Raw genomic sequence first — 20,025 nt, 5'->3', positions numbered from 1 at the left:
CGGGTGCGGCTGTCCGCTGGGGAGGGGTTCGAACTCATTGCTCTCATTGTGCAATATTTCACACAAATAGGAAATCCAAATGTGCGGATAATCGCACTTATTCTAGATTTACTTCGATGCGAAAACTCACAAATTTAAAGAAAACAACACGTTAGTGATCTATCTCCAAACTGGCACGGACATTGCAATCAATCAGTTCAGCAGCGGCTGGGACCGCTGGAATTCGAGACTGAAGGCTTGGGAGGCTGGACAGGTTCCGGACTGAGCCGAACGGAGGACACTATGATTGCAGTACCGACAGGTGCCGCGGCTGCGCCGCGCGGCCCAATCCCCTTTTACAAGCATCTTTATGTACAGGTACTGGTGGCTATTGCTGCCGGTATTCTGCTTGGCCATTTTTATCCCGAACTGGGCACGCAGTTGAAGCCGCTTGGCGATGCGTTCATCAAGCTCGTGAAGATGATTATCGCGCCTGTCATCTTCCTGACCGTTGCGACCGGCATCGCCGGAATGACCGACATGAAAAAGGTCGGTCGCGTTGCCGGTAAGGCAATGATCTACTTCCTGACCTTCTCGACGCTTGCCTTGATTATTGGGCTTATCGTCGCCAACGTCGTGCAGCCGGGCGCCGGGATGCACATCGACCCGGCTTCGCTTGATCCGAAGGCCGTTGCCAACTACGCCGCCAAGGCACATGAGCAGACCATCACCGGCTTTCTGAGCAACATCATCCCGACAACGATTGTTGGAGCATTCGCAGACGGCGACATTCTGCAAGTGCTGTTCTTCTCGGTTCTGTTTGGTATTGCGCTGGCTCTTGTCGGCGACAAGGGCAAGCCTGTCACCGATTTTCTTCACGTCCTGACAGCACCCGTTTTCAAGCTGGTTTCGATCCTCATGAAGGCCGCTCCAATCGGTGCTTTCGGTGCCATGGCATTTACCATTGGCAAATACGGCATCGGCTCGATTGCCAATCTCGCGCTTTTGATCGGCACATTCTATCTCACGGCCCTGCTGTTCGTGCTTGTCGTTCTGGGAGCTGTCGCCCGTTACAATGGCTTCTCGATCCTCGCTCTCATTCGCTACATCAAGGAAGAGCTGCTGCTGGTTCTGGGCACCTCTTCGTCTGAAGCCGCACTTCCTGCGCTGATGGACAAGATGGAGAAGGCTGGCTGCAAGCGCTCTGTCGTTGGCCTCGTCATTCCGACGGGTTATTCGTTCAACCTCGACGGCACAAATATCTACATGACGCTGGCAGCGCTCTTCATCGCGCAGGCGACGGATATTCCACTGTCACTGAGTGATCAGATACTGCTTCTACTGGTGGCTATGTTAAGCTCCAAGGGTGCAGCAGGCATTACGGGTGCCGGTTTCATCACGCTTGCGGCTACGCTGTCCGTTGTTCCAGCCGTTCCAGTCGCGGGTATGGCCCTGATCCTCGGTATCGACCGCTTCATGTCAGAATGCCGCGCTCTGACCAATCTCGTTGGCAACGCGGTCGCAACCATTGTCGTGGCACGTTGGGAAAATGAACTCGATACCGACAAGTTGGCCGCAGCGATGAACGGAACGCCTGTTGTCACAGACCTTGTTCCGCAGCTGGAACCTGCCGAATAACGGCATATCAGACAGTAAGAGAAACGGCCCGCTTCTGGCGGGCCATCTTCCATCTAGCGCTCTACAGGTTTGCCTTGCGTTATCAACCGGGCGCTATGCTGGCCGGAGATGTAAGTCCAGAGCCAGCTCCAGGCGACGGCGGCACGGCTTCGCGTTCCAATAAGGAAGAAGATGTGCGCAATGCCCCAGAACCACCAGGCGATGAGTCCCTTGAGCTTGAAGCGCCCCATATCAACCACAGCGGCGCCTCTGCCGATGGTCGCAAGATTGCCCTGATGCTTGTAACGGAATGGCATCGGTGGGGTCTTACCTTCAATGCGGCTTTTGATGACCTTGGCAACATAGGCACCTTGTTGCTTGGCGGCAGGGGCAATACCCGGAACCGGCTTGCCGTCCGGTCCCTCGACCCACGCCGTATCACCAATGACGAAGATATCCTCATGGCCAGGTACATTGAGGTTGGATAACACCTTCACGCGCCCTGCTCGGTCACTCTCGGCGTTGAGCCACGTTGCAGCTGGAGAGGCAGCCACGCCTGCTGCCCAGATTGCCGTCCGGCATGGAATGAACTCTTCGCCGACAGTCACGCCCTCGGCTGTGATGTCTTTGACTGGAATTCCGAGCCGTACTTCCACCCCCAGTTTTTCGAGCGCTTTCAACGCATAACTGGACAGGTCTTCTGGAAACGCCGCCAGAATGCGCGGACCGGCTTCAAGCAGCATCACGCGTGTCTGCCGCGTGTCTATATTGCGAAACTCCGGCCATATGGTTTGCTTGGCCAACTCAGCGATAATGCCTGCTAGTTCAACGCCCGTCGGCCCGCCACCCACGATGGCAAATGTCAACAATGCTTGCCGCTTTGCTTCATCGCTTTCACGTTCTGCACGCTCAAAGGCGAGAAGCAGGCGACGGCGAATGGTGGTTGCGTCCTCAAGCGCCTTCAGTCCGGGGGCCAACGCTTCCCATTGATCGTTGCCGAAATAGGCGTGTCGTGCTCCAGTGGCGAGTACGAGCATGTCGTACGAAATTTCGGTGCCGTTTTCGAGCAGCACCTGACGGTGCTCGGTGTCAACATCGGTGACTGTGCCCAATAGCGTGGTCACTTCCTTGCGATCTTTGAACAGATGCCGGATCGGCCAGGCAATTTCGGACGTGGCGAGGATAGTTGTTGCCACCTGATAGAGAAGCGGCTGGAACAGGTGATGATTACGCTGATCGATCAGCGTTATTCGCACGTCGACGTTTCTAAGGTCGTGGATCAGTTGCAATCCGCCAAAACCGGCGCCTACGACAACGAGATGGGGGGCTCGCTTTTCACTCATTACTTCAGCCTGCTTTCATCCTTAAAATGCTCGTCAATCACCCTGTTGCAAGAGGAGGATCGTCGTCAGACATATTTTATGTCTGTGTCCTGTTTTTTCCAGACATCTTACCCCGATATTGATCTATTTTAAGTTTTCATCACACAACGGTGTAAGGAGATTGTCTCCGTTCCAGAATAGAACAATTCCAGAAAGCACTTTCAACTTTTTGAGCGATCTTGTTTTTGCTGTCATTTCTTTTAACATTTTGCGTTTGCGGCCTCTTGTCTTTGGTGTTTCCGCTCTAGCTAACCCTAGGTTGTTATCGGAGCTTGGAGGGACGGATGCATTGGCTTCAGGCAATATTTCAGCAGGCACCCGAAATTGCTTTGTTCCTTTCCCTGGCCGGCGGGTATGCGATCGGCAAGATACACTTCGGCAAGTTCCAGTTAGGAGGGGTTGCCGGGTCACTGCTTGTCGCGGTGATAATCAGCCAGGTGGGCGTTCAGATCGATAATGGGGTGAAGGCTCTGCTCTTCGCCCTTTTTATTTACGCAGTCGGTTTCGAAAGTGGTCCGCAATTCTTTCGATCACTCGGGCGGCAATCCTTGCGTGAGATCGCAATGGCCGCGGTGCTCGCGATCAGCGGTCTCGCGACCGTCGTCATCATGGCGCGCATATTTGGTTTGGACAAAGGTCTTGCGGCGGGTATCGCAGCAGGTGGGCTGACGCAATCTGCAATCATCGGAACGGCAAGTTCGGCCATTTCCAAGCTTGGTCTGGCAGCCGACGAAGTGCAGCGATTGCAGGCCAATGTCGCTGTTGGATATGCTGTGACCTATATTTTCGGTTCCTTCGGAGCGATCATTGTCTGCGTCAATCTGCTGCCGAAATTCATGGGACGCACTATCCGCGACGATGCCATCAAGGCGGAAGCCGAATTGTTGGCTGGCATAAGGGTCTTGGGGCAGGGCGAAAGCGAAGCAGCTCCTGATCTTGTGGGGCGCATCTATAAGGTGGAACAGGCATCAGGAAAGATCGTGGCCCAGATTGAGGCGATGACCTCTGTTGAAGACGCCATAACCATTGAACGGGTCAAACGTGCTGGCAAGATCATCGGCCTCGCACCCAATCTTCATCTGGAAAGGGACGACATCGTTCTTGTGGCCGGCAGGCGCTCAGGCGTTGTCGCTTCTGGCAACAAGATCGGCACCGAATTGCAATCTTCTGAAGGCATGGATGTCGTCGTGCAAATCCGTGACGTGACGATCACTTCACCGGATTATGTCGGCAAGACCGTTGCTGCGATCAAGGAGAATATAAGCTCTGAACTGCGCCACGGCGTCTATGTTATCGGCGTCAAACGGGCCGACAAGCCTTTGCCGCTGCAACCTGATACGGTCATCAGTGCTGGCGATGTCGTTTCACTCTACGGAACCGATCAGGATTTGCAGCGTGCGGCGAAGTCTATCGGTCCGGTGATCGTTCCAAGCGATAAGACCGATTTCGTGTTCCATGGCCTCGGTATCGCTTTCGGTCTTCTGATTGGTCTGGCTGTCGTGCGTATTGGTTCGATACCGCTGACACTCGGCAGCGGCGGCGGCGCGCTTCTGTCAGGTCTGCTCTTCGGCTGGTATCGCAGCCGGAACATGACCATCGGCAATATGCCGACCGGCGCTTCCACATTGCTGCGCGATTTGGGCCTCGCTGGCTTTGTTGCAGTTGTCGGCCTCCAGTCAGGTCTGCAGGCCGTGCAGACAATTATCAGCAGCGGTCTCACCATTTTCCTGATCGGTGTGGTCGTAACCATTCTGCCGCTGATCATCACGATGTTCTTTGGCCGTTACGTGCTGAAATATGACAATGTGGCTATATTTGCTGGCGCTCTTTCCGGGTCGCGCAGCGCAAATCCTGCCTTTGGCGAAGTGCTCGACAAGGCAGGCAATTCCATTCCTACCACCCCGTTCGCAATCACCTATGCGCTTGCCAATGTCTTTTTGACATTGCTCGGGCCGTTGGTGGTCGCTTTCTCCTGAGGAGTAGATCATGGCGAAGACTGATTATAGCAAATATGCAAAGCTAAGCCCGTTCGAACTCAAGGATGCACTGATCCAGCTGGCTTCAAGCAAAGCTGATCTGACCATGCTGAACGCCGGGCGCGGCAATCCGAACTTTCTTGCCACCTTACCGCGTCGTGCCTTTCTGCGGCTGGGGCTTTTTGCAGTCGCAGAAGCCGAACTTTCCTATTCCTATATGTCGACAAGCGTGGGCGGTTTGCCGAAAGTCGAGGGAATTGAAGGGCGTTTCCAGAGATTTCTCTCTGACAATGGCGACCAGCCCGGGGTGAAGTTTCTCGGGCGTGCACTGTCTTATGTGCGTGATCAGCTGGGCCTTTCCCCATCAGAATATCTGCATGAAATGGTAGAAGGCATTCTTGGGTGTAACTATCCGGTTCCGCCGCGCATGCTGAAGATCAGCGAAGAGATCGTGAAGCATTATCTCGTGCGCGAGATGATCGGCGGTTACATGAGTTCCGATAAACTCGATATATTTGCGGTCGAAGGCGGAACTGCTGCCATGACCTATATTTTCGATACGCTGAAACAGAACAAGATACTTGATGAAGGCGATACAGTCGCCATCGGTATGCCAGCTTTCACGCCCTACATCGAAATACCGGAACTGAACAATTATAGGTTGAAAGAAGTGCACATCAATGCCGACCCGCACCAGGGCTGGCAATATCCGGAAGCGGAGCTGAACAAGCTGCTCGACAAGTCGGTCAAGGTCTTCTTCCTGATCAATCCGAGCAACCCGCCGTCGGTCAAGATGGATCAACGCGGCCTTGAGCAAATCGCGCGGATCGTCAAGGAAAAGCGTCCCGATCTCATGATCTTGACGGATGACGTCTACGGTACTTTTGCAGATGACTTTAAGTCGCTCTTTGCGATCTGTCCTTACAATACAATGCTCGTCTATTCTTTTTCCAAATACTTCGGAGCAACCGGCTGGCGTCTTGGTGTTGTCGCCATGCAGAAGGACAATCTTCTGGATGAAAAGCTCAAGAACCTTCCGTCATCGGCGAAGAAGGAAATGAATGAGCGCTATTCCTCACTAACGCCGGATGTCTCAAAACTGAAGTTTATTGACAGGCTTGTTGCCGACAGCCGCACTGTCGCGCTTAACCACACAGCAGGGCTATCAACGCCGCAGCAAGTGCAGATGGTTCTGTTCTCGCTTTTCGGTCTGATGGACGAAAAGGATTCCTACAAGGCCGAACTCAAGAAGTTGATCCGTCACCGTGAAGCGGCGCTTTACCGCGAGCTTGGGCTGGAACCACAGTCCGACGAGAATGAAGTCGATTATTATACGCTGCTCGATCTGGAAGATATCGTTCGCCGCCTCTACGGCGATGATTTTGCGGCCTGGGTGAAGAAGAATATCTCTCCAACAGAATTGCTTTTCCGTATCGCAGATGAAACCGGCATTGTTATGCTTCCGGGCACTGGCTTCGGTACTTTGCAGCCTGCAGGGCGTATCTCGCTGGCGAACCTCAATGAGTATGAATATGCTGCTATCGGACGTTCGCTGCGGCGTATGGCGGAAGAGGTTTACGACAAGGAATTCAAGCCAAAGAAGAAAAACAAATAAGTTGTCGGGCAGGGGCGCGAAAAGCGCCCCTTCACCCATTAGACTGACGACAGAACCAGCAAGTCGCGGCGGACGTCATCACCGTTGCCGCTTATGAGCTGCTTCTCGATATCCGCATGTGTGGCCTTCCATATCGGTACCGCTGCAGCAAGAGCTGCTTTTCCCTCTGGCGTGAGTTGCAATAAACGCTCGCGCCGGTCCTTTGGGTTGATAACGATCTCCACCCAACCTTGCCGCTGCAATGGCTTCAACGCTGCAGTCAAAGTCGTCTGATCCATGGCCAGAAGCTCAGCGACCGGCTTCATTGGCGGCGGTGCCGGGCGATTGAGCGACATCATCAGCGAGAATTGGCCGTTGGTCAGCCCAACTGGACGCAGAGCGTCGTCAAAGCGGCGGGCGAGCGCACGTGCGGCACGCTGAACATGCAAGCAAAGGCAGGTATCACGAACCAGAAGTGTTGTTTCAAAGGGTACATCGAGGCTATTTGACATGATTTATTAATATTGATATCAATGTAAATCGTCAAGCGGGAACATTGATATCTGGGCACAGACAGGGAGCAAAAGCCGGAGGAGGGCTTGCACCATGAATGAGGTCGTATCCCGAGAAGTTTGGCTTGAGGCGCGACGTGCGCTTCTGGCAAGTGAAAAAGAAGCCACCCATCTGCGCGACAAGGTCAATCGTGAGCGGCAGGCACTGCCATGGGTGATGGTTGATAAGGATTATGCATTCGATACGCCTTCTGGTCGGAAGTCGCTTTCCGAACTGTTCGACGGGCGTAGCCAGTTGCTGGTCTACCATTTCATGTTCGGACCCGACTGGGATCAAGGTTGCACGGGATGTTCGTTCCTTGCTGACAATCTTGATGGCGCCGTGACACATCTCAACAATCACGACGTCACGCTAGTTGCCGTTTCGCGCGGGCCTCTGGCAAAGCTGGAAGCTTATAAGAAGCGGATGGGCTGGCATTTTCCATGGGTTTCGTCAGAAGGTAGTGATTTCAACTTCGATTACCACGTCTCCTTTACGAAGGATGAGCTCGAGAATAACCGCGTTTTCTACAATTTCGACAAGCTGCCTGCAGAAGATGCTTTTGATGAGCTGCCCGGCATGAGCGCTTTCTACAAGGACGAAAGCGGTGCCATCTATCACACCTATTCCAGCTATGCCCGAGGCATCGAGGAGTGGATAGGCACTTTGATGATCCTCGACCGCGCCCCCAAGGGCCGGAATGAAAATGGCACGATGCATTTCGTCAAACGGCACGATGAGTATGAAGCACAGGCTTCCAAGCACAGCTGCTGCGGCTGATCATTCAACTGTGAAAGAAATCCAAGGGAGTACTTTCAATGAAAAACGGCTCTTCTCCGTTCGTCTGGTATGAACTTATGACAACAGATGCTGACAACGCACAGGATTTTTATACAAAAGTCGTCGGCTGGACAGCGAAAGATGCCGGGGTTCCCGGCATGAAATATACATTGTTCGAAGTGCCCGGATGCATGATTGCAGGCATGATGTCGATGGCGGATATGCCAAAGGAAGATTGCGGAGGCGAACCCGGCTGGATCGGTTATGTCGGTGTCGCAAATGCAGACGAATATGCCAAAAAGGTTGAAGCAGAAGGTGGCAAGGTGCTCAGAGCAGCGCAGGATATCCCGGACATTGGACGGTTTGCGATCGTTTCGGACCCGCAAGGTGGTATCTTTGCACTTTTTGAACCGAAAGACGACATGCCGCCACCGGCTGACTTCGGTTCGCGCAAACCGGGGCATCCGGGCTGGCATGAACTGTATGCTCAAAACTGCGAGACGGTATTTCCGTTCTATGAGAAAGTTTTCGGCTGGAAGCTCTCACGCAATTTCGACATGGGGCCTATGGGCAATTACAAGGTGTTCAGTGTCGATGGCGCCGATCACGGCGGTATCATGACCGCACCTCCCGGCACTCCTGTTGGCTGGGGCTTCTACTTCATGGTCGATGGCGTGAAGAATGCTGCCAGCCGGGTCAAGTCTCTCGGCGGAGCGGTTTTGCAAGAGCCGATGGAAGTACCGAACGGCGAATGGGTTGTTCAATGCAAGGATCCGCAAGGTGTGAACATCTCGCTCGTGGCGCCAAAACCGTAGGATAATTGCGCCTTGCGATTGACTGCCGATACATTTGCGATGATTGGTTGGACCATCGAAACGTATCGGCGGAAGATCGATCATGCACGACAGAAGGATGCGTCAGTCTCGGCAGGCAGGTACTGTTTTTGCCGCGGATGTTGGTGGGTCCTTCATTCGGCTGGCCCGCTCTGTACATCCGGGACACATCGAACTTCTTGAAAAGTTGCCGACCCCTGCAAACAGTTGGGATGAGTTCGGGGGCGCATTGGAAACTGCGCTTCGAACCCACGCATCGGATGAGGCGGGGCCACTTGCACTTTCCATCGCTGGATTGGTTGATCCAGTAACTAGTTCCGCTTTCTCGGCGAACATTCCTTGCATCACCGATCATAGATTAAGCCTTGAACTCGGCGAGCGATTGCAGCGACAGGTGATCGCCGCCAATGATGCTGATTGTCTGGCCCTTGCAGAAGCTATCGAAGGGGCTGGTAAGGGGCACGACATAGTTTTTTGCGCAGTGCTGGGCACAGGTGTTGGCGGCGGGCTTGTTATCGACGGTCGATTGGTTCGCGGTAAAGCCGGTTTGACTGGCGAATGGGGGCATGGCCCGATCCTCAACACGTGTGTAGAAATAGACGGACAAACAGTGTCGGTTCCTCGCTTCGATTGTGGCTGCGGTCAGAGCGGTTGCGTCGATACGATTGGTGGCGCGCGCGGGATCGAAAAGCTGCACCAGTTTCTGAACGGTATAGATGCGAGTAGCCATGCGGTCCTGCGGGAATGGCTGGAAGGCAGCCCGGAGGCGAGACGGACGATTATCGCTTATCTCCAGCTGGTTGCCGATCCGCTTGCAGCCGTCGTCAACATAACAGGCACGTCGATTATTCCGGTTGGTGGTGGACTTGCTACTGCTTCCGAATTGATCTCCGCACTTGATACGGCCGTCAGGGCCAGAATTTTGCGGAAAATGAACCAACCATTGGTCGTTCCGGGTGTATTCGGCAGTGATGGCGGTTTGGTTGGGGCCGCAATATTGGGGCATCAGACGTGAGCGTGTTACTTGAAGTCTGCGTGGATAGCGCCGAAGGGTTGCGGTCGGCAATTGAAGGTGGTGCGGATCGTATCGAGCTCTGTTCTGCGCTTGAGCTTGGTGGTTTGACGCCTTCGCTGGGATTGATGGAGCTTGCCTCGAAAGCGCCAATCCCGGTTTACGCAATGATCAGACCGCGCGCGGGCAATTTCTGCTTTTCGACAGAAGATGAAGCCATCATGGTGTCGGATATTCGTAATGCCACAAATGCCGGTTTGGCCGGTGTTGTTATTGGCGCTTCGCTGAGCGACGGTTCTCTTGATGTCGCCATGTTGGAAAGACTGGTTGCAGAAGCAAAAGGCCTTGGAACGACGCTTCATCGCGCATTCGATCTCGTTCCGAATATGGAGATTGCCGTACAGCAAGCAATTGCACTCGGCTTTGAGCGCATTCTGACGTCTGGTCTGTCACAAACTGCGGAAAAGGGGTTGGATAATCTGCGGGTGCTGGCTGAGTTGGCTGGTGGCCGCATCCGCATCATGCCCGGCAGCGGCGTCAACGCGGAGAACGCGAGACGGATCGTGGAGGCAACGGGCGCGGCAGAGATTCATGCTTCATGCCGTGTCCCGGTCGAAGAGAAGGATTCTCGCGCTATCGCTTTCGGTTTTGCCGCAGAACAATCATTTCGGTTATCAGCTCAGCGTGTAAGCGCTTTGAAAGCCGCCATAGAAAAAATTTGAAGGACGTTCATTCCAAATTTTGTAAGTCGCTGAGTGCAGCATTCATAAACTGATCGGCAAAAGAAATGGAAATTTCTCATACACTTTAAGGCGACACTTAAACCCTATTGCCACCCCGAAAGAGTTTGAGTAGAAGTGACATCACATCAAGAGTTGGGGAGACGCCCAACGCCAACCTGCCTCTCCGGGCAAGGTGGTACTCTCTGTAAAGAGAGGATGTGGCCAAACCGGCAAATATACGGACAAAGCCACTCGCGTCTTCCCCCAACATAAACTAGGGACCGACGCGACATGCCGATTAAAATTCCTGACGATCTGCCAGCAACCAGTGTTCTCCAGGCCGAGGGCGTTATGGTCATGCGTGAAGCAGATGCCATTCGTCAGGATATTCGTCCGCTGAAGATCGGCCTTCTCAATCTGATGCCGAACAAGGTCACGACAGAGACGCAGATTGCGCGTCTGCTTGGCGCGACACCGTTACAGGTCGAGCTTACCCTTGTTCGTATCACCAACCATGTGGCGCGCCATACGCCTGCCGATCACATGCTGTCGTTCTACCAGCCGTGGGAAGAGGTGCAGGACCAACGCTTTGACGGTTTTGTCATCACCGGTGCTCCGGTCGAACGCCTCGAGTTCGAGGAAGTCACCTATTGGGATGAGATGCAGCGTGTCTTCGATTGGACGCAGACCCATGTGCACCGGTCACTGAATATATGCTGGGCCGCACAGGCTGCGGTCCATCATTTCCACGGCATGGGCAAGTACGAGCTGCCGGGCAAGGCGTCGGGCGTCTATAGCCAGCGCAATCTTGCGCCGTCGTCTCCCTACCTTCGCGGGTTCTCGGATGATTTCAAAATCCCGGTTTCACGCTGGACCGAAGTGCGCAAGAGCGACATTCCAGCCGAGAGTGAGCTGAAGGTTTTGGTCGATAGTCCGGAAACAGGCCTTTGCCTGCTGGACGATCCACGTCATCGCGCGCTGCATATGTTCAATCACGTGGAGTACGACACAACGTCGCTTGCCGATGAGTATTTCCGCGACATTCAGGCTCAGCCTGAAACAAAGGTTCCAGCGAACTATTTCCCCGGAGATGACGCGACGCGCCAGCCGGAAAACCGCTGGCGCAGCCACGCACATCTTCTGTTTGGAAACTGGATCAACGAGATGTATCAATCGACGCCTTACGACCTGCAAAATATCGGGAAGCGTTAAGGGCACACAGTAAGGAAAGCGCGACCAGAATGCATCCGATCCACGGCAGGGCTTGCAAGTGCCAGTGCCGTAAAGCAAGTCCTCCCGTGGCCGTGCCAAGCGCTACGCCTATGTGCATGGCAGATAGATTGATCCCGACACCGGCATCTGCCGTTGCGGGATCGGTCGTGATGAGAAAGCTCTGAACGACGGGTGATATCATCCAACTGATACAAGCCCAGATCATCAGCACCGCGCCGAAAATAGTGCTGGACCCTGTTGCAAGTGGTATCGTTGCTAACGCCGTCAGATAGAGAAGTGGCGTCAGCACGATAGCCAACCTTGGTGAAAGCTTGTCGACGAGCAGTCCGCCGAGATAGCCGCCTGTCATTCCGGCCATGCCGAACGCCACCATCGCCCAGATGACTTTCTGTGAAGAGATGTGGACAGCCTCCAGAAGATAGGGTGACAGATAGGCGAACAAGACGAAATGACCGCCGATCATCAGGACGGAAACCAATTGTGCTGATACCAGCCGGAAGGATTTCAGGTGCGGCATATAAGGTGGCAAACCATGCGGGCTTCGTCCTGCACGGGGCAGGGAAAGCAACGACAGGAGCAGCACCAAAGCTGCCGCCAGTGCCAGGCACAGGAAGACCGCGCGCCAGCCCAGCCAATCGTTGACAATCATTCCCGTGGGGACACCGGCCACCATCGATCCGCTTATACCCATGAATATGATCCCGATGGCGCGTCCGCGCATTGCGGGACTAACCAGCTCTGTCGCCAGCATGGTGGCAATCAGGCAGACGACTGCACTTGCGGAGGCCATGCCGATGCGCGCGATAAACAGGACAGCATAATTGGGGCTAATGCTCGCGATGATATTGCTTGCGATGAAAACGCCCAAGGCGAAGACGAGGATGGCTTTCCGTTCGAAGCGCGTTGTTAGAACGAATGCCAGTGGTGCTGTGAGAGCGAAGGTAATCGAGAAGATTGATGTCAGCTGCCCGGCGGCACTGACTGAGACATTCAAACCGGGTGCGATGCCCGGAAGAATGCCGACGATAATGTTCTCGGCGGTGCCGGTAACGAAAGTTGCCAGCGCCAGCACAAATAACCGGATGTCCATATTTGCCATTCCCTTTCATGGTAACACCATGCGGGCAGCAAATGGCCCGGCATGGCGATATTGCATGCCGGGTTTCGAGGCAAAGCTTCGGTTATCCCTGATATAACTTCATAACATCCAAACTGGCTTTTGGCCAGTTTCTCGCTGTTTAGCTGGCGGCACGCGCCAGCCATCTGTTCCAGTCGTCCTCTGAGCCGTGGAAAACGTTCAGGTCAATCTTGCCGTTCACGCCCTGCGACAGACCCGACCCAGAATACTGCCAGAAGGTCCATGGGCGACCCGGATAGACCTTCGACGGATGCTGGGCAACGGCACGCAGCCAGAATGGATAGTTGGTAAAGGCACCTTTCAGATTATCGTCATAGAAATCCGGTGCGGTATAGATGATTGGCCGCTTGCCATAATGTTGCTCCAGTCTGTCCATGAACACCTGCATCTTTTCCCGCACCTGCGCCGGAGAAGGTCGACGCTTGCAGGAGGAATCGCCGTTCCATTCTACGTCGATGACAGGTGGAAGCGCATCGGCTTCCTTTGGAACATTGCGGATGAACCAATCGGCCTGCTGGCTTGCCACGCGGCACCAGTAGAAAAAGTGGTATGCGCCGCGTTTGATGCCCGCTGCTTTCGCTTCGCGCCAGTTCTTGCGGAACATGGGATCGAGGTGGTCGCCGCCGTCGGTCGCCTTGATGTAGGCGAAGTTTGCACCTTGCGTGCGCAGTCTCACCCAATCGATATCACCCTGCCAGCGGGAGACGTCCACACCGTGCACTGCCAGCTTGCGTGGCGACGAGCGTCCGAAATTGATCGGTTTCGCATCACGAAAGCGGTGGCTGTAGACTTTCGACCGTTCCTGTGGTGCGAGGCGCACCGGCGGATAGGCTGCGACTTCCGGCTTTGGAACAGAGATGCGCGCCTGGGGGCGTTCCTGCAACTGCGGTTGCGGTGTAACGGGAGCAGGCGGCTCTGCCTTGAACGGACCCGCATCTGGAATAGGGCCGGCCCAAGCCAGAACTTCTTCCTGCTCGGCAGCTGGCATGGGCTGCGGTGCGCTCGCCATTTCGCTCAAGGGGGCGGGCGGAACCGGGCGAGCCACCGAACTTGTGGTCTCAGCCGATGTCTTCGACTGGAGCATAATGCTGTCGATGCCCGAACTTGACGTACAGCCCGTCAAAGCGGCACAGGCAAGGGCAATGACTGATACAACCGAAGAACGCATGAGCACCCGTAACGCAAAACAAATGGGCTGCAACGCTCCCTCCGAGCTAATTGCTAATCAAAGCTTACCGGGAAATGCTGAATCCAAAGTTTACGAAATTGCTAATGCACATTCTCTAATTCGATTGTTCGAGAATTTTTATCAGCGCTGTTGCCGAATTCTCCAATGCAGTTTCATCAAATCCTGAGAATCCGAGGATAAGCCCCTGACGTGGCGTCAGTTTTGTATAAAGCGTCGATAGCGGATGAGCCTCGATACCAGCATCTGCGAGAATAGTGGCAAGGCGCGTATCGCTTTGCCCGTCTGGCAAAGCCAGCAGCAATGAAAGCCCGGCAGGAGGGGCTTCAATTCGGAAAAGCTTCGGATCTCCGGGAGCGAGCGCTGCAATCAGTTTACGCCGCCGCGATGCATGTATGCGCCGCATGCGCCTGATGTGCTGTGCAAAGGCTCCCGTTTCGATAAAACTGGCCAATGCCGGTTGGGCCAAGGGCGATGGCGCTGGGAATAAGGTTTGTCGCAGCGCCCTGAATCGAGTGGTCATGTGCGACGGTACAATCAGAAAACCAAGCCGCAGGAGTGGCGAAAAGACCTTGGAGAAACTTCCGATATAAAGGATGCGATCTGGATCAAGCGACATCAGGGATGGCAATGGCTGGCCGACATAACGGTGCTCGCTGTCATAATCGTCCTCGATGATGATGGCGTCGCGTTCCCTTGCCCAGGCAAGCAATTCCAGCCGGCGCCCTAATGGCATGGTCACGCCTGTCGGGTGGTGCCGTGCCGGTGTGACAAACGCTCCACGCGCATTGTTGGCCTTGTCTCGCGCGGTCGAAACATCGAGGCCTCCGCCATCAATGGGGACGGGAATGATGTCGAGGCCGTTGACGCCAAGGATCTTGCGCGCGGGCGGGTAGCCCGGTTCCTCCATCCACAGTCTGTCACCCGGTACAAACAGGGCCTCCCGAATGAGGGAAAGAGCGTCCGCGCTGCCGCCGGTAATGATAATCTGCTCTGGTGACACAATCATCCCCCGCCACTCGTGCAAATGACGGGCCAGTGAAGATCGCAAAAGATGAAAGCCGAACACATCGTCACTGCTTAGCAGCTCAGGGGATGGGTTGCGCCAGATGCGCCCGAGCAGCTTCCCCCACTCGTCGTGTGGGAAATGATCACTATCAAATACACCAAGATGAAAAGGTTTGGCTTCCTTGTGATGTAACTGCGGCTGGACTATCGCGTCGAGGGGCGGATGGTCGACTGTCAGGCTGGTGTCGGGAAGTTCGGCGGTGACATGGGTTCCGGAACCTTGACGTCCTTCGAGATAACCCTCGGCAATCAACTGGTCGAATGCCGCAAGAACGGTTGTTCGTGACAGGCCTAGTTCCAGAGATAAGGCGCGGGTAGACGGTAATCTTGAATCGGGTTTCAGGCGTCCGGCTAAAACCGCTTGTCTTATCTGATCAACCAGTTGGGCGGTCAGCGAGACATCGCTGGAGCGATCAATCCCGAATTCTGGAAGTGTATTCGAAATTGGCATTATATTATTCTCTTAAAGTGGCTATTTTCTCAAAGCCACTATGACGGCAGTTTGGCCGAATATAAAGGAGAAAAATCGGCCATGACGACAGCCCCTTCTGAACGCAGCCGTGTAAAACGCTTGCATGAGCGCGGTGCCTATGACGCAGCCACGGTTCACGCAATCATCGATGCGCAGCCTCTGGCGCATGTGGCCTATGTGTTCAACGGAACGCCCTATGTCACGCCTACGCTGGTCTGGCGTGAAGGCGATTTCATTTACTGGCACGGATCATCCGCCAGTCGTATGCTGGAAAGCTGCGAAGAAGCAGAAGTGTGCGTAAGCTTTACGTTGCTCGACGGGCTGGTCCTCGCTCGCTCGGCGTTTCACCACTCCTGCAATTACCGTTCGGTCATGGCTTTCGGGACAGCGCGCAAAGTTTCGGACATCGCGGTGAAGGAACATCACTTGCACAGCTTCGTAAACGGCCTTTTTCCGGGTCGCTGGGAAAGCCTGCGGCCGATGATGGCAAAGGAGCTGAAGGCCACCATGCTTCTGGAACTGGAACTGAATGAAGCGTCAGCAAAGGTTCGCTCCGGTCCGCCGAAGGATGACGATGCCGATTATGCCCTGCCAATCTGGGCGGGCGTCATTCCCATGGCCACCCAGATGGGCGCGCCGGTGGATGACGGTCGTATTTTGCCGGGCGTTGCTGCACCGGACGCCATCATGCAGTTCGGTTATGTGGCAGAAGCCGCAGAATAGACGGTCGAAGGTTCAGGCGGGTCCGAGAAAGATGTGCGTCTCGGACTTCGCGATCCCGTCCATGGCGCGGATACCTGTTACCAGCCGGTGAAATTCATTCATGTTGGGGACTTCGATCTCGGCGATCAGGTCCCACGTACCATTCGTGGTGTTCACCGCGGAAAAGCCGGGGTTCTTGCGTAAAGTCGCTATCACGCTTTTGATGTTTCGCCCGGTCAATTCGATCATCATGATGCCGCGGATCATGTCGGTGGCACCATGATCCTTCAATCTGACTGTAAAGCCTGCAATGACGCCTGATGCGATCAGGCGTTCCATCCGGCTTTGGATCGTGCCCCGCGCCACACCCAAAATACTGGCGAGAGTCGGAATGGACGCACGCGCATTGATGCGCAGTTCCGATATTAATCGTTGATCCAGATCATCCATCACCACACCGCCATTTGACGATTTCGTCAGTTTGATTGCGTTTATCGCAGATTGCTGGACATTTCTATACAGAATTGACGTTTTCGTTGATCCTTTGCTCCGTTAGCGTGCTTGAAAACAAACAAGCCGGATAAGCAAGCAACGCAACCGGCAAGGGGAATTTCGGAGGTGGATCGATGGAGCTTTTCTTTCTCCCGCTCCTGGGTAACCAGAGCATATCGTTCTTGCCTGTTCCGAATCTGTTTTCTCAAGAAATTTGCCGTCGCCCGTCGGGCGTCGACGATCTGGAAAGATGCGTCCAGCCGGGCGCTCGGAACGGGCATCGCCCGTGATCGCGACACGATCACTTAGGAGAAAATGAAATGAAAACCCTTCTGTCTTCGCTCATTGCCGCTGGCGTCGGTGCGCTGATGATGCTCGCTCCCGCTCATGCGGACGACCTCGAAAAGGTCAAGCAGAGCGGCGAACTGCGCATCGGCATGAGCGGTGTTTTCCCGCCATTCAGTTTTGTTGATGGTCAGAACCAGGTGGTCGGTTTCGACGTCGATATCGGCACCGAAATTGCCAAGCGCCTTGATGTAAAGCCGGTTGTCGTGACCATCGCTTTCGACGGCATCATTGCAGGCCTGCGTGCGGGCAAGTTCGATGTGGTCGTCGGCAGCATGAGCATCACGCCGGAACGCGAAAAGGCTGTCGATTTCGCAGGCCCTTACTATCGCGGTGGCCGTGGAATTTTCGTGACGGAAACCTCGCCGGTGAAGTCCATGGACGAACTGAAACAGGGCAAGACCATTGCCGTGACGCTTGGCGAAACCAGCGACAAGTGGGCGCGCGAACAGGGTGGCTGGACCGTCCGTACCTATAAGGGCATCCCGGAACTGCTGCTTGAGCTTCGTTCAGGTCGCGTGGACGCCATTGCATCGGATGACATTCCGATCCTGATCGCCATCAAGGAAAGCGGCGAAAAGGTTCGTCAGCTCGATACGCCTGAACTTCAGGGCACCGACAATGTCGGCATCGCTCTGCGCAAGGGTAACCCTGAGCTTAAGGATGCGATCAACAAGGCTCTCGACGACATGAAAGCGGACGGTAGCTACGAGAAAATCTCGACCAAGTGGATCGGTCGCGACATCCGCTAACCGCATGAAACCCCGAGCCGGGACAGCTATTAACGCAATTGTCCCGGCAACATTTCTTTCCGGCTTGGGTTTCCAGACAGGAAAGGGGAGATAATGAACTTCTCTTTGATGGTGGAGGTCTTTCCATATTTTTTGGAGGCCGCCCTGGTTACCGTCGAAATATCGGCGCTTGCCATTCTGATCGGGTTGAGCGTCGGTGCGCTTGCCACATCTGCAAAACTATCGCGTTTCTGGCCGCTGCGTTTTATCGGTACAGCCTATGTCAGCGTTTTTCGCGGCACGCCGTGCCTTCTGCAGCTTTTCGTTCTCTATTTCGGCGGCCCGCAGATCGGCATCAATCTCGAACCATTCGCAGCCGGTGCCATTGGTCTTGGCCTTAATATCGGCGCTTATTATGCCGAAGCCATGCGAGGCGCCATTCTGACGGTCGATACCGGGCAGAACGAAGCCGCCCGTTCCATTGGCTTCAGCAACGGACAGTCGATGCGCTTTGTGGTGTTGCCGCAGGCAGCGCGGCTCATGATCCGTTCGCTCGGTGTCAACACAGTCATGCTGATCAAGGGGTCTGCTCTCGTTTCCGCGATTTCCGTGGTCGAACTGACTTACACGGCTCAACGTTTCATCGGCTCGACCTATCGTCCGTTTGAAATCTTCGGCATCGCCGCGGCCATCTACATGGTCCTCATTTATATCGTTGCACGCTTCGTCGATTTCCTCGAAGCCCGCTATGCGCTCAAATAGGCGGTGATCCCATGCAACTCGATTTCTCTATCGTCCCGCCCTATACTGAACTTCTGATGACCGGCATCTGGTGGACGCTCATCATCGCCGTGTCCTCATCCATCGTCAGCTTCTTCGGCGGTATCGCTTTTGCCTTGCTCGTTCTCTATGGCAACTGGCTGGTGCGTTACCCTGTCCGCTTCTTCATCTGGCTGTTCATGGGTACGCCGCTGCTTCTGCAGCTGTTCCTGCTCTATTACGGCCTGTCGCAGATCGGCATCAACATTCCAGCCGTATGGACTGGTATCATCGGCCTTGGCCTGCATTTTGCGGTCTATAATTCGGATATCTTCCGCACCGCGATCCTGACTGTCGATCCGGGGCAGAATGAAGGTGCCCGTTCGCTAGGTTTCGGCAACGGTCAGACGCTGCGCTACATCATCGTGCCGCAAGCTGTCCGCAACGCGCTGCCGCAGGTGGGCAACAATCTGATTGCGCTTTTGAAGGACACGGCGCTCGTATCGGTAATCGGTATTACCGAGCTGGTTCACGCATCGCAGCAGGCGATCAGTGAAACCTATAGCCCGTTTGAATTCTATATCACTGCCGCAGTGATCTTCTACGTACTCAATCTCATCCTGGAAGCCGGATTGCACTGGATGGAAAAGAAAGTCGAGGCTTACCGATGAGCAACAGCAAACCCATGGTGGAAGTGCGCGATGTCCACAAGGCTTACGGCGCGCTCGAAGTTCTCAAGGGCATCAATCTGTCGGTTGAACGCGGCCAGATCATCGCCATTATCGGGCCGTCCGGTTCCGGCAAAAGTACTTTGCTGCGCTCCATCAACCATCTGGAAACGGTCAACTCAGGCCAGATACTGCTGGATGGCGTACAGGTAAACCAGCCGTTGAACGGACGCGCCTTCGAGCGGCATATCAATGCCGTGCGCCAGCAGATGGGCATGGTTTTCCAGCATTTCAATCTGTTTCCGCATCTCAATGTCATGGAAAATATCACGCTCGGCCCCATTAAATTGAAGGGCAAGAGCAAGCAGGAAGCGCAGGAACTTGCCGTTTCGCTTTTGAAGAAGGTCGGTCTTGCAGACAAGGCCAGCATGTACCCGTCGCGTCTGTCGGGCGGGCAGAAACAGCGCGTGGCTATTGCCCGTGCACTGGCGATGCAGCCGAAAGTCATGCTGTTCGACGAGGCGACTTCTGCGCTCGACCCCGAACTGGTCGAGGAAGTCAATCAGGTCATGAAACAGCTCGCACATGAGCACATGACCATGCTCATCGTGACCCACGAAATGCGTTTTGCCGCCGAAGTTTCAGACAAGGTTCTGTTCATGGACAAGGGCGTTGTCGTCGAGGAAGGCAAGCCGGATGTGATCTTCACCAATCCGGAAAATGAAAGAACGAGAGCGTTCCTGCGAAAGCATCTCAACCAGTAAGTCGACGTTTAAACCAGATT

The 20,025-nt window shown here is 54.7% G+C and carries 19 protein-coding genes and 1 riboswitch; of the genes, 13 read left to right on the top strand and 6 right to left on the bottom strand.

Annotation, left to right across the window (positions count from 1 at the left end; all coding sequences use genetic code 11):
• The first annotated feature begins 282 nt into the window (after positions 1-282).
• Positions 283-1,617 (top strand): dicarboxylate/amino acid:cation symporter, encoded by a 1,335-nt coding sequence (locus KWJ32_RS03695; protein ID WP_012092900.1) that lies wholly within the window; start codon positions 283-285, stop codon positions 1,615-1,617.
• A gap of 53 nt (positions 1,618-1,670) precedes the next feature.
• Here KWJ32_RS03695 and KWJ32_RS03690 read toward each other — a convergent pair whose 3' ends face one another.
• Positions 1,671-2,939 (bottom strand): NAD(P)/FAD-dependent oxidoreductase, encoded by a 1,269-nt coding sequence (locus KWJ32_RS03690; RefSeq protein WP_010658680.1) that lies wholly within the window; start codon positions 2,937-2,939, stop codon positions 1,671-1,673.
• A gap of 323 nt (positions 2,940-3,262) precedes the next feature.
• Here KWJ32_RS03690 and aspT point away from each other — a divergent pair, with 323 nt between their 5' ends.
• Positions 3,263-4,954 carry an aspartate-alanine antiporter gene (gene aspT, locus KWJ32_RS03685; RefSeq protein WP_012092901.1) on the top strand — a complete coding sequence of 564 codons (1,692 nt, stop codon included), beginning with the start codon at positions 3,263-3,265 and terminating at the stop codon, positions 4,952-4,954.
• A gap of 10 nt (positions 4,955-4,964) precedes the next feature.
• Positions 4,965-6,569 (top strand): bifunctional aspartate transaminase/aspartate 4-decarboxylase, encoded by a 1,605-nt coding sequence (locus KWJ32_RS03680; RefSeq protein WP_010658682.1) that lies wholly within the window; start codon positions 4,965-4,967, stop codon positions 6,567-6,569.
• 38 nt (positions 6,570-6,607) lie between these two features.
• On the opposite strand, the gene KWJ32_RS03675 is transcribed toward KWJ32_RS03680, so the two are convergent.
• The gene (locus tag KWJ32_RS03675; RefSeq protein ID WP_012092903.1) at positions 6,608-7,060 is read right to left on the bottom strand and encodes a MarR family winged helix-turn-helix transcriptional regulator; all 453 of its coding nucleotides are present in this window, start codon (positions 7,058-7,060) and stop codon (positions 6,608-6,610) included.
• Positions 7,061-7,154: 94 nt separating this feature from the next.
• Between KWJ32_RS03675 and KWJ32_RS03670 the strand changes: the two genes are divergently transcribed.
• From KWJ32_RS03670 to metA, 5 genes are all read left to right on the top strand, one after another.
• Entirely contained in the window at positions 7,155-7,880 is a 726-nt protein-coding gene (locus KWJ32_RS03670) for a thioredoxin family protein (RefSeq protein WP_012092904.1), read from the top strand.
• A 38-nt stretch (positions 7,881-7,918) separates the two neighbouring features.
• Entirely contained in the window at positions 7,919-8,695 is a 777-nt protein-coding gene (locus KWJ32_RS03665; RefSeq protein ID WP_010658685.1) for a VOC family protein, read from the top strand.
• 82 nt (positions 8,696-8,777) lie between these two features.
• Positions 8,778-9,728, top strand: coding sequence for an ROK family protein (locus KWJ32_RS03660; protein WP_012092905.1), 951 nt, complete (start codon positions 8,778-8,780; stop codon positions 9,726-9,728).
• Complete coding sequence (locus tag KWJ32_RS03655) at positions 9,725-10,447, top strand: copper homeostasis protein CutC (RefSeq protein WP_012092906.1); 723 nt, start codon at positions 9,725-9,727, stop codon at positions 10,445-10,447. The genes KWJ32_RS03660 and KWJ32_RS03655 overlap by 4 nt, the downstream gene beginning before the upstream one ends.
• A 138-nt stretch (positions 10,448-10,585) precedes the next feature.
• Positions 10,586-10,695, top strand: a riboswitch (SAM-I-IV-variant riboswitch).
• 43 nt (positions 10,696-10,738) lie between these two features.
• Positions 10,739-11,659: a homoserine O-succinyltransferase gene (metA, locus tag KWJ32_RS03650; protein ID WP_012092907.1), complete on the top strand. Its 921-nt coding sequence runs from the start codon at positions 10,739-10,741 to the stop codon at positions 11,657-11,659.
• Here metA and KWJ32_RS03645 read toward each other — a convergent pair.
• The 3 genes from KWJ32_RS03645 to KWJ32_RS03635 all read right to left on the bottom strand — a co-directional run bounded on the left by KWJ32_RS03645 (position 11,604) and on the right by KWJ32_RS03635 (position 15,523).
• Positions 11,604-12,770 carry an MFS transporter gene (locus KWJ32_RS03645; protein ID WP_012092908.1) on the bottom strand — a complete coding sequence of 389 codons (1,167 nt, stop codon included), beginning with the start codon at positions 12,768-12,770 and terminating at the stop codon, positions 11,604-11,606. The two genes, metA and KWJ32_RS03645, sit on opposite strands and share 56 nt — an antisense overlap.
• A 148-nt stretch (positions 12,771-12,918) precedes the next feature.
• Positions 12,919-13,986, bottom strand: a complete 1,068-nt coding sequence (locus KWJ32_RS03640) for a GH25 family lysozyme (protein WP_151609528.1) — start codon at positions 13,984-13,986, stop codon at positions 12,919-12,921.
• Positions 13,987-14,101: 115 nt separating this feature from the next.
• Positions 14,102-15,523 carry a PLP-dependent aminotransferase family protein gene (locus tag KWJ32_RS03635; protein WP_012092910.1) on the bottom strand — a complete coding sequence of 474 codons (1,422 nt, stop codon included), beginning with the start codon at positions 15,521-15,523 and terminating at the stop codon, positions 14,102-14,104.
• Positions 15,524-15,604: 81 nt separating this feature from the next.
• On the opposite strand from KWJ32_RS03635, the gene KWJ32_RS03630 reads away from it, so the two are divergent.
• Positions 15,605-16,267, top strand: coding sequence for a pyridoxamine 5'-phosphate oxidase family protein (locus KWJ32_RS03630; RefSeq protein WP_151609527.1), 663 nt, complete (start codon positions 15,605-15,607; stop codon positions 16,265-16,267).
• A gap of 12 nt (positions 16,268-16,279) precedes the next feature.
• Here KWJ32_RS03630 and KWJ32_RS03625 read toward each other — a convergent pair whose 3' ends face one another.
• The gene (locus tag KWJ32_RS03625) at positions 16,280-16,696 is read right to left on the bottom strand and encodes an Lrp/AsnC family transcriptional regulator (protein ID WP_010658693.1); all 417 of its coding nucleotides are present in this window, start codon (positions 16,694-16,696) and stop codon (positions 16,280-16,282) included.
• Positions 16,697-17,058: 362 nt separating this feature from the next.
• Here KWJ32_RS03625 and KWJ32_RS03620 point away from each other — a divergent pair, with 362 nt between their 5' ends.
• The 4 genes from KWJ32_RS03620 to KWJ32_RS03605 all read left to right on the top strand — a co-directional run bounded on the left by KWJ32_RS03620 (position 17,059) and on the right by KWJ32_RS03605 (position 20,005).
• On the top strand, positions 17,059-17,835 hold the full coding sequence (locus KWJ32_RS03620; RefSeq protein WP_012092913.1) for a transporter substrate-binding domain-containing protein: 777 nt from the start codon (positions 17,059-17,061) through the stop codon (positions 17,833-17,835).
• Positions 17,836-17,928: 93 nt separating this feature from the next.
• The gene (locus tag KWJ32_RS03615; protein ID WP_012092914.1) at positions 17,929-18,576 is read left to right on the top strand and encodes an amino acid ABC transporter permease; all 648 of its coding nucleotides are present in this window, start codon (positions 17,929-17,931) and stop codon (positions 18,574-18,576) included.
• Between the two features lie 11 nt (positions 18,577-18,587).
• Positions 18,588-19,244, top strand: a complete 657-nt coding sequence (locus tag KWJ32_RS03610) for an amino acid ABC transporter permease (RefSeq protein WP_012092915.1) — start codon at positions 18,588-18,590, stop codon at positions 19,242-19,244.
• Entirely contained in the window at positions 19,241-20,005 is a 765-nt protein-coding gene (locus tag KWJ32_RS03605) for an amino acid ABC transporter ATP-binding protein (RefSeq protein WP_012092916.1), read from the top strand. The genes KWJ32_RS03610 and KWJ32_RS03605 overlap by 4 nt, the downstream gene beginning before the upstream one ends.
• Positions 20,006-20,025 lie beyond the last annotated feature (20 nt).

The sequence above is a fragment of the Ochrobactrum sp. BTU2 genome (genome assembly GCF_024539785.1).
GTDB classification, from domain to species: domain Bacteria; phylum Pseudomonadota; class Alphaproteobacteria; order Rhizobiales; family Rhizobiaceae; genus Brucella; species Brucella anthropi.
Note: the sequence above shows the minus strand (reverse complement) of the source record. Positions and strands in the feature narration are given on the sequence as shown.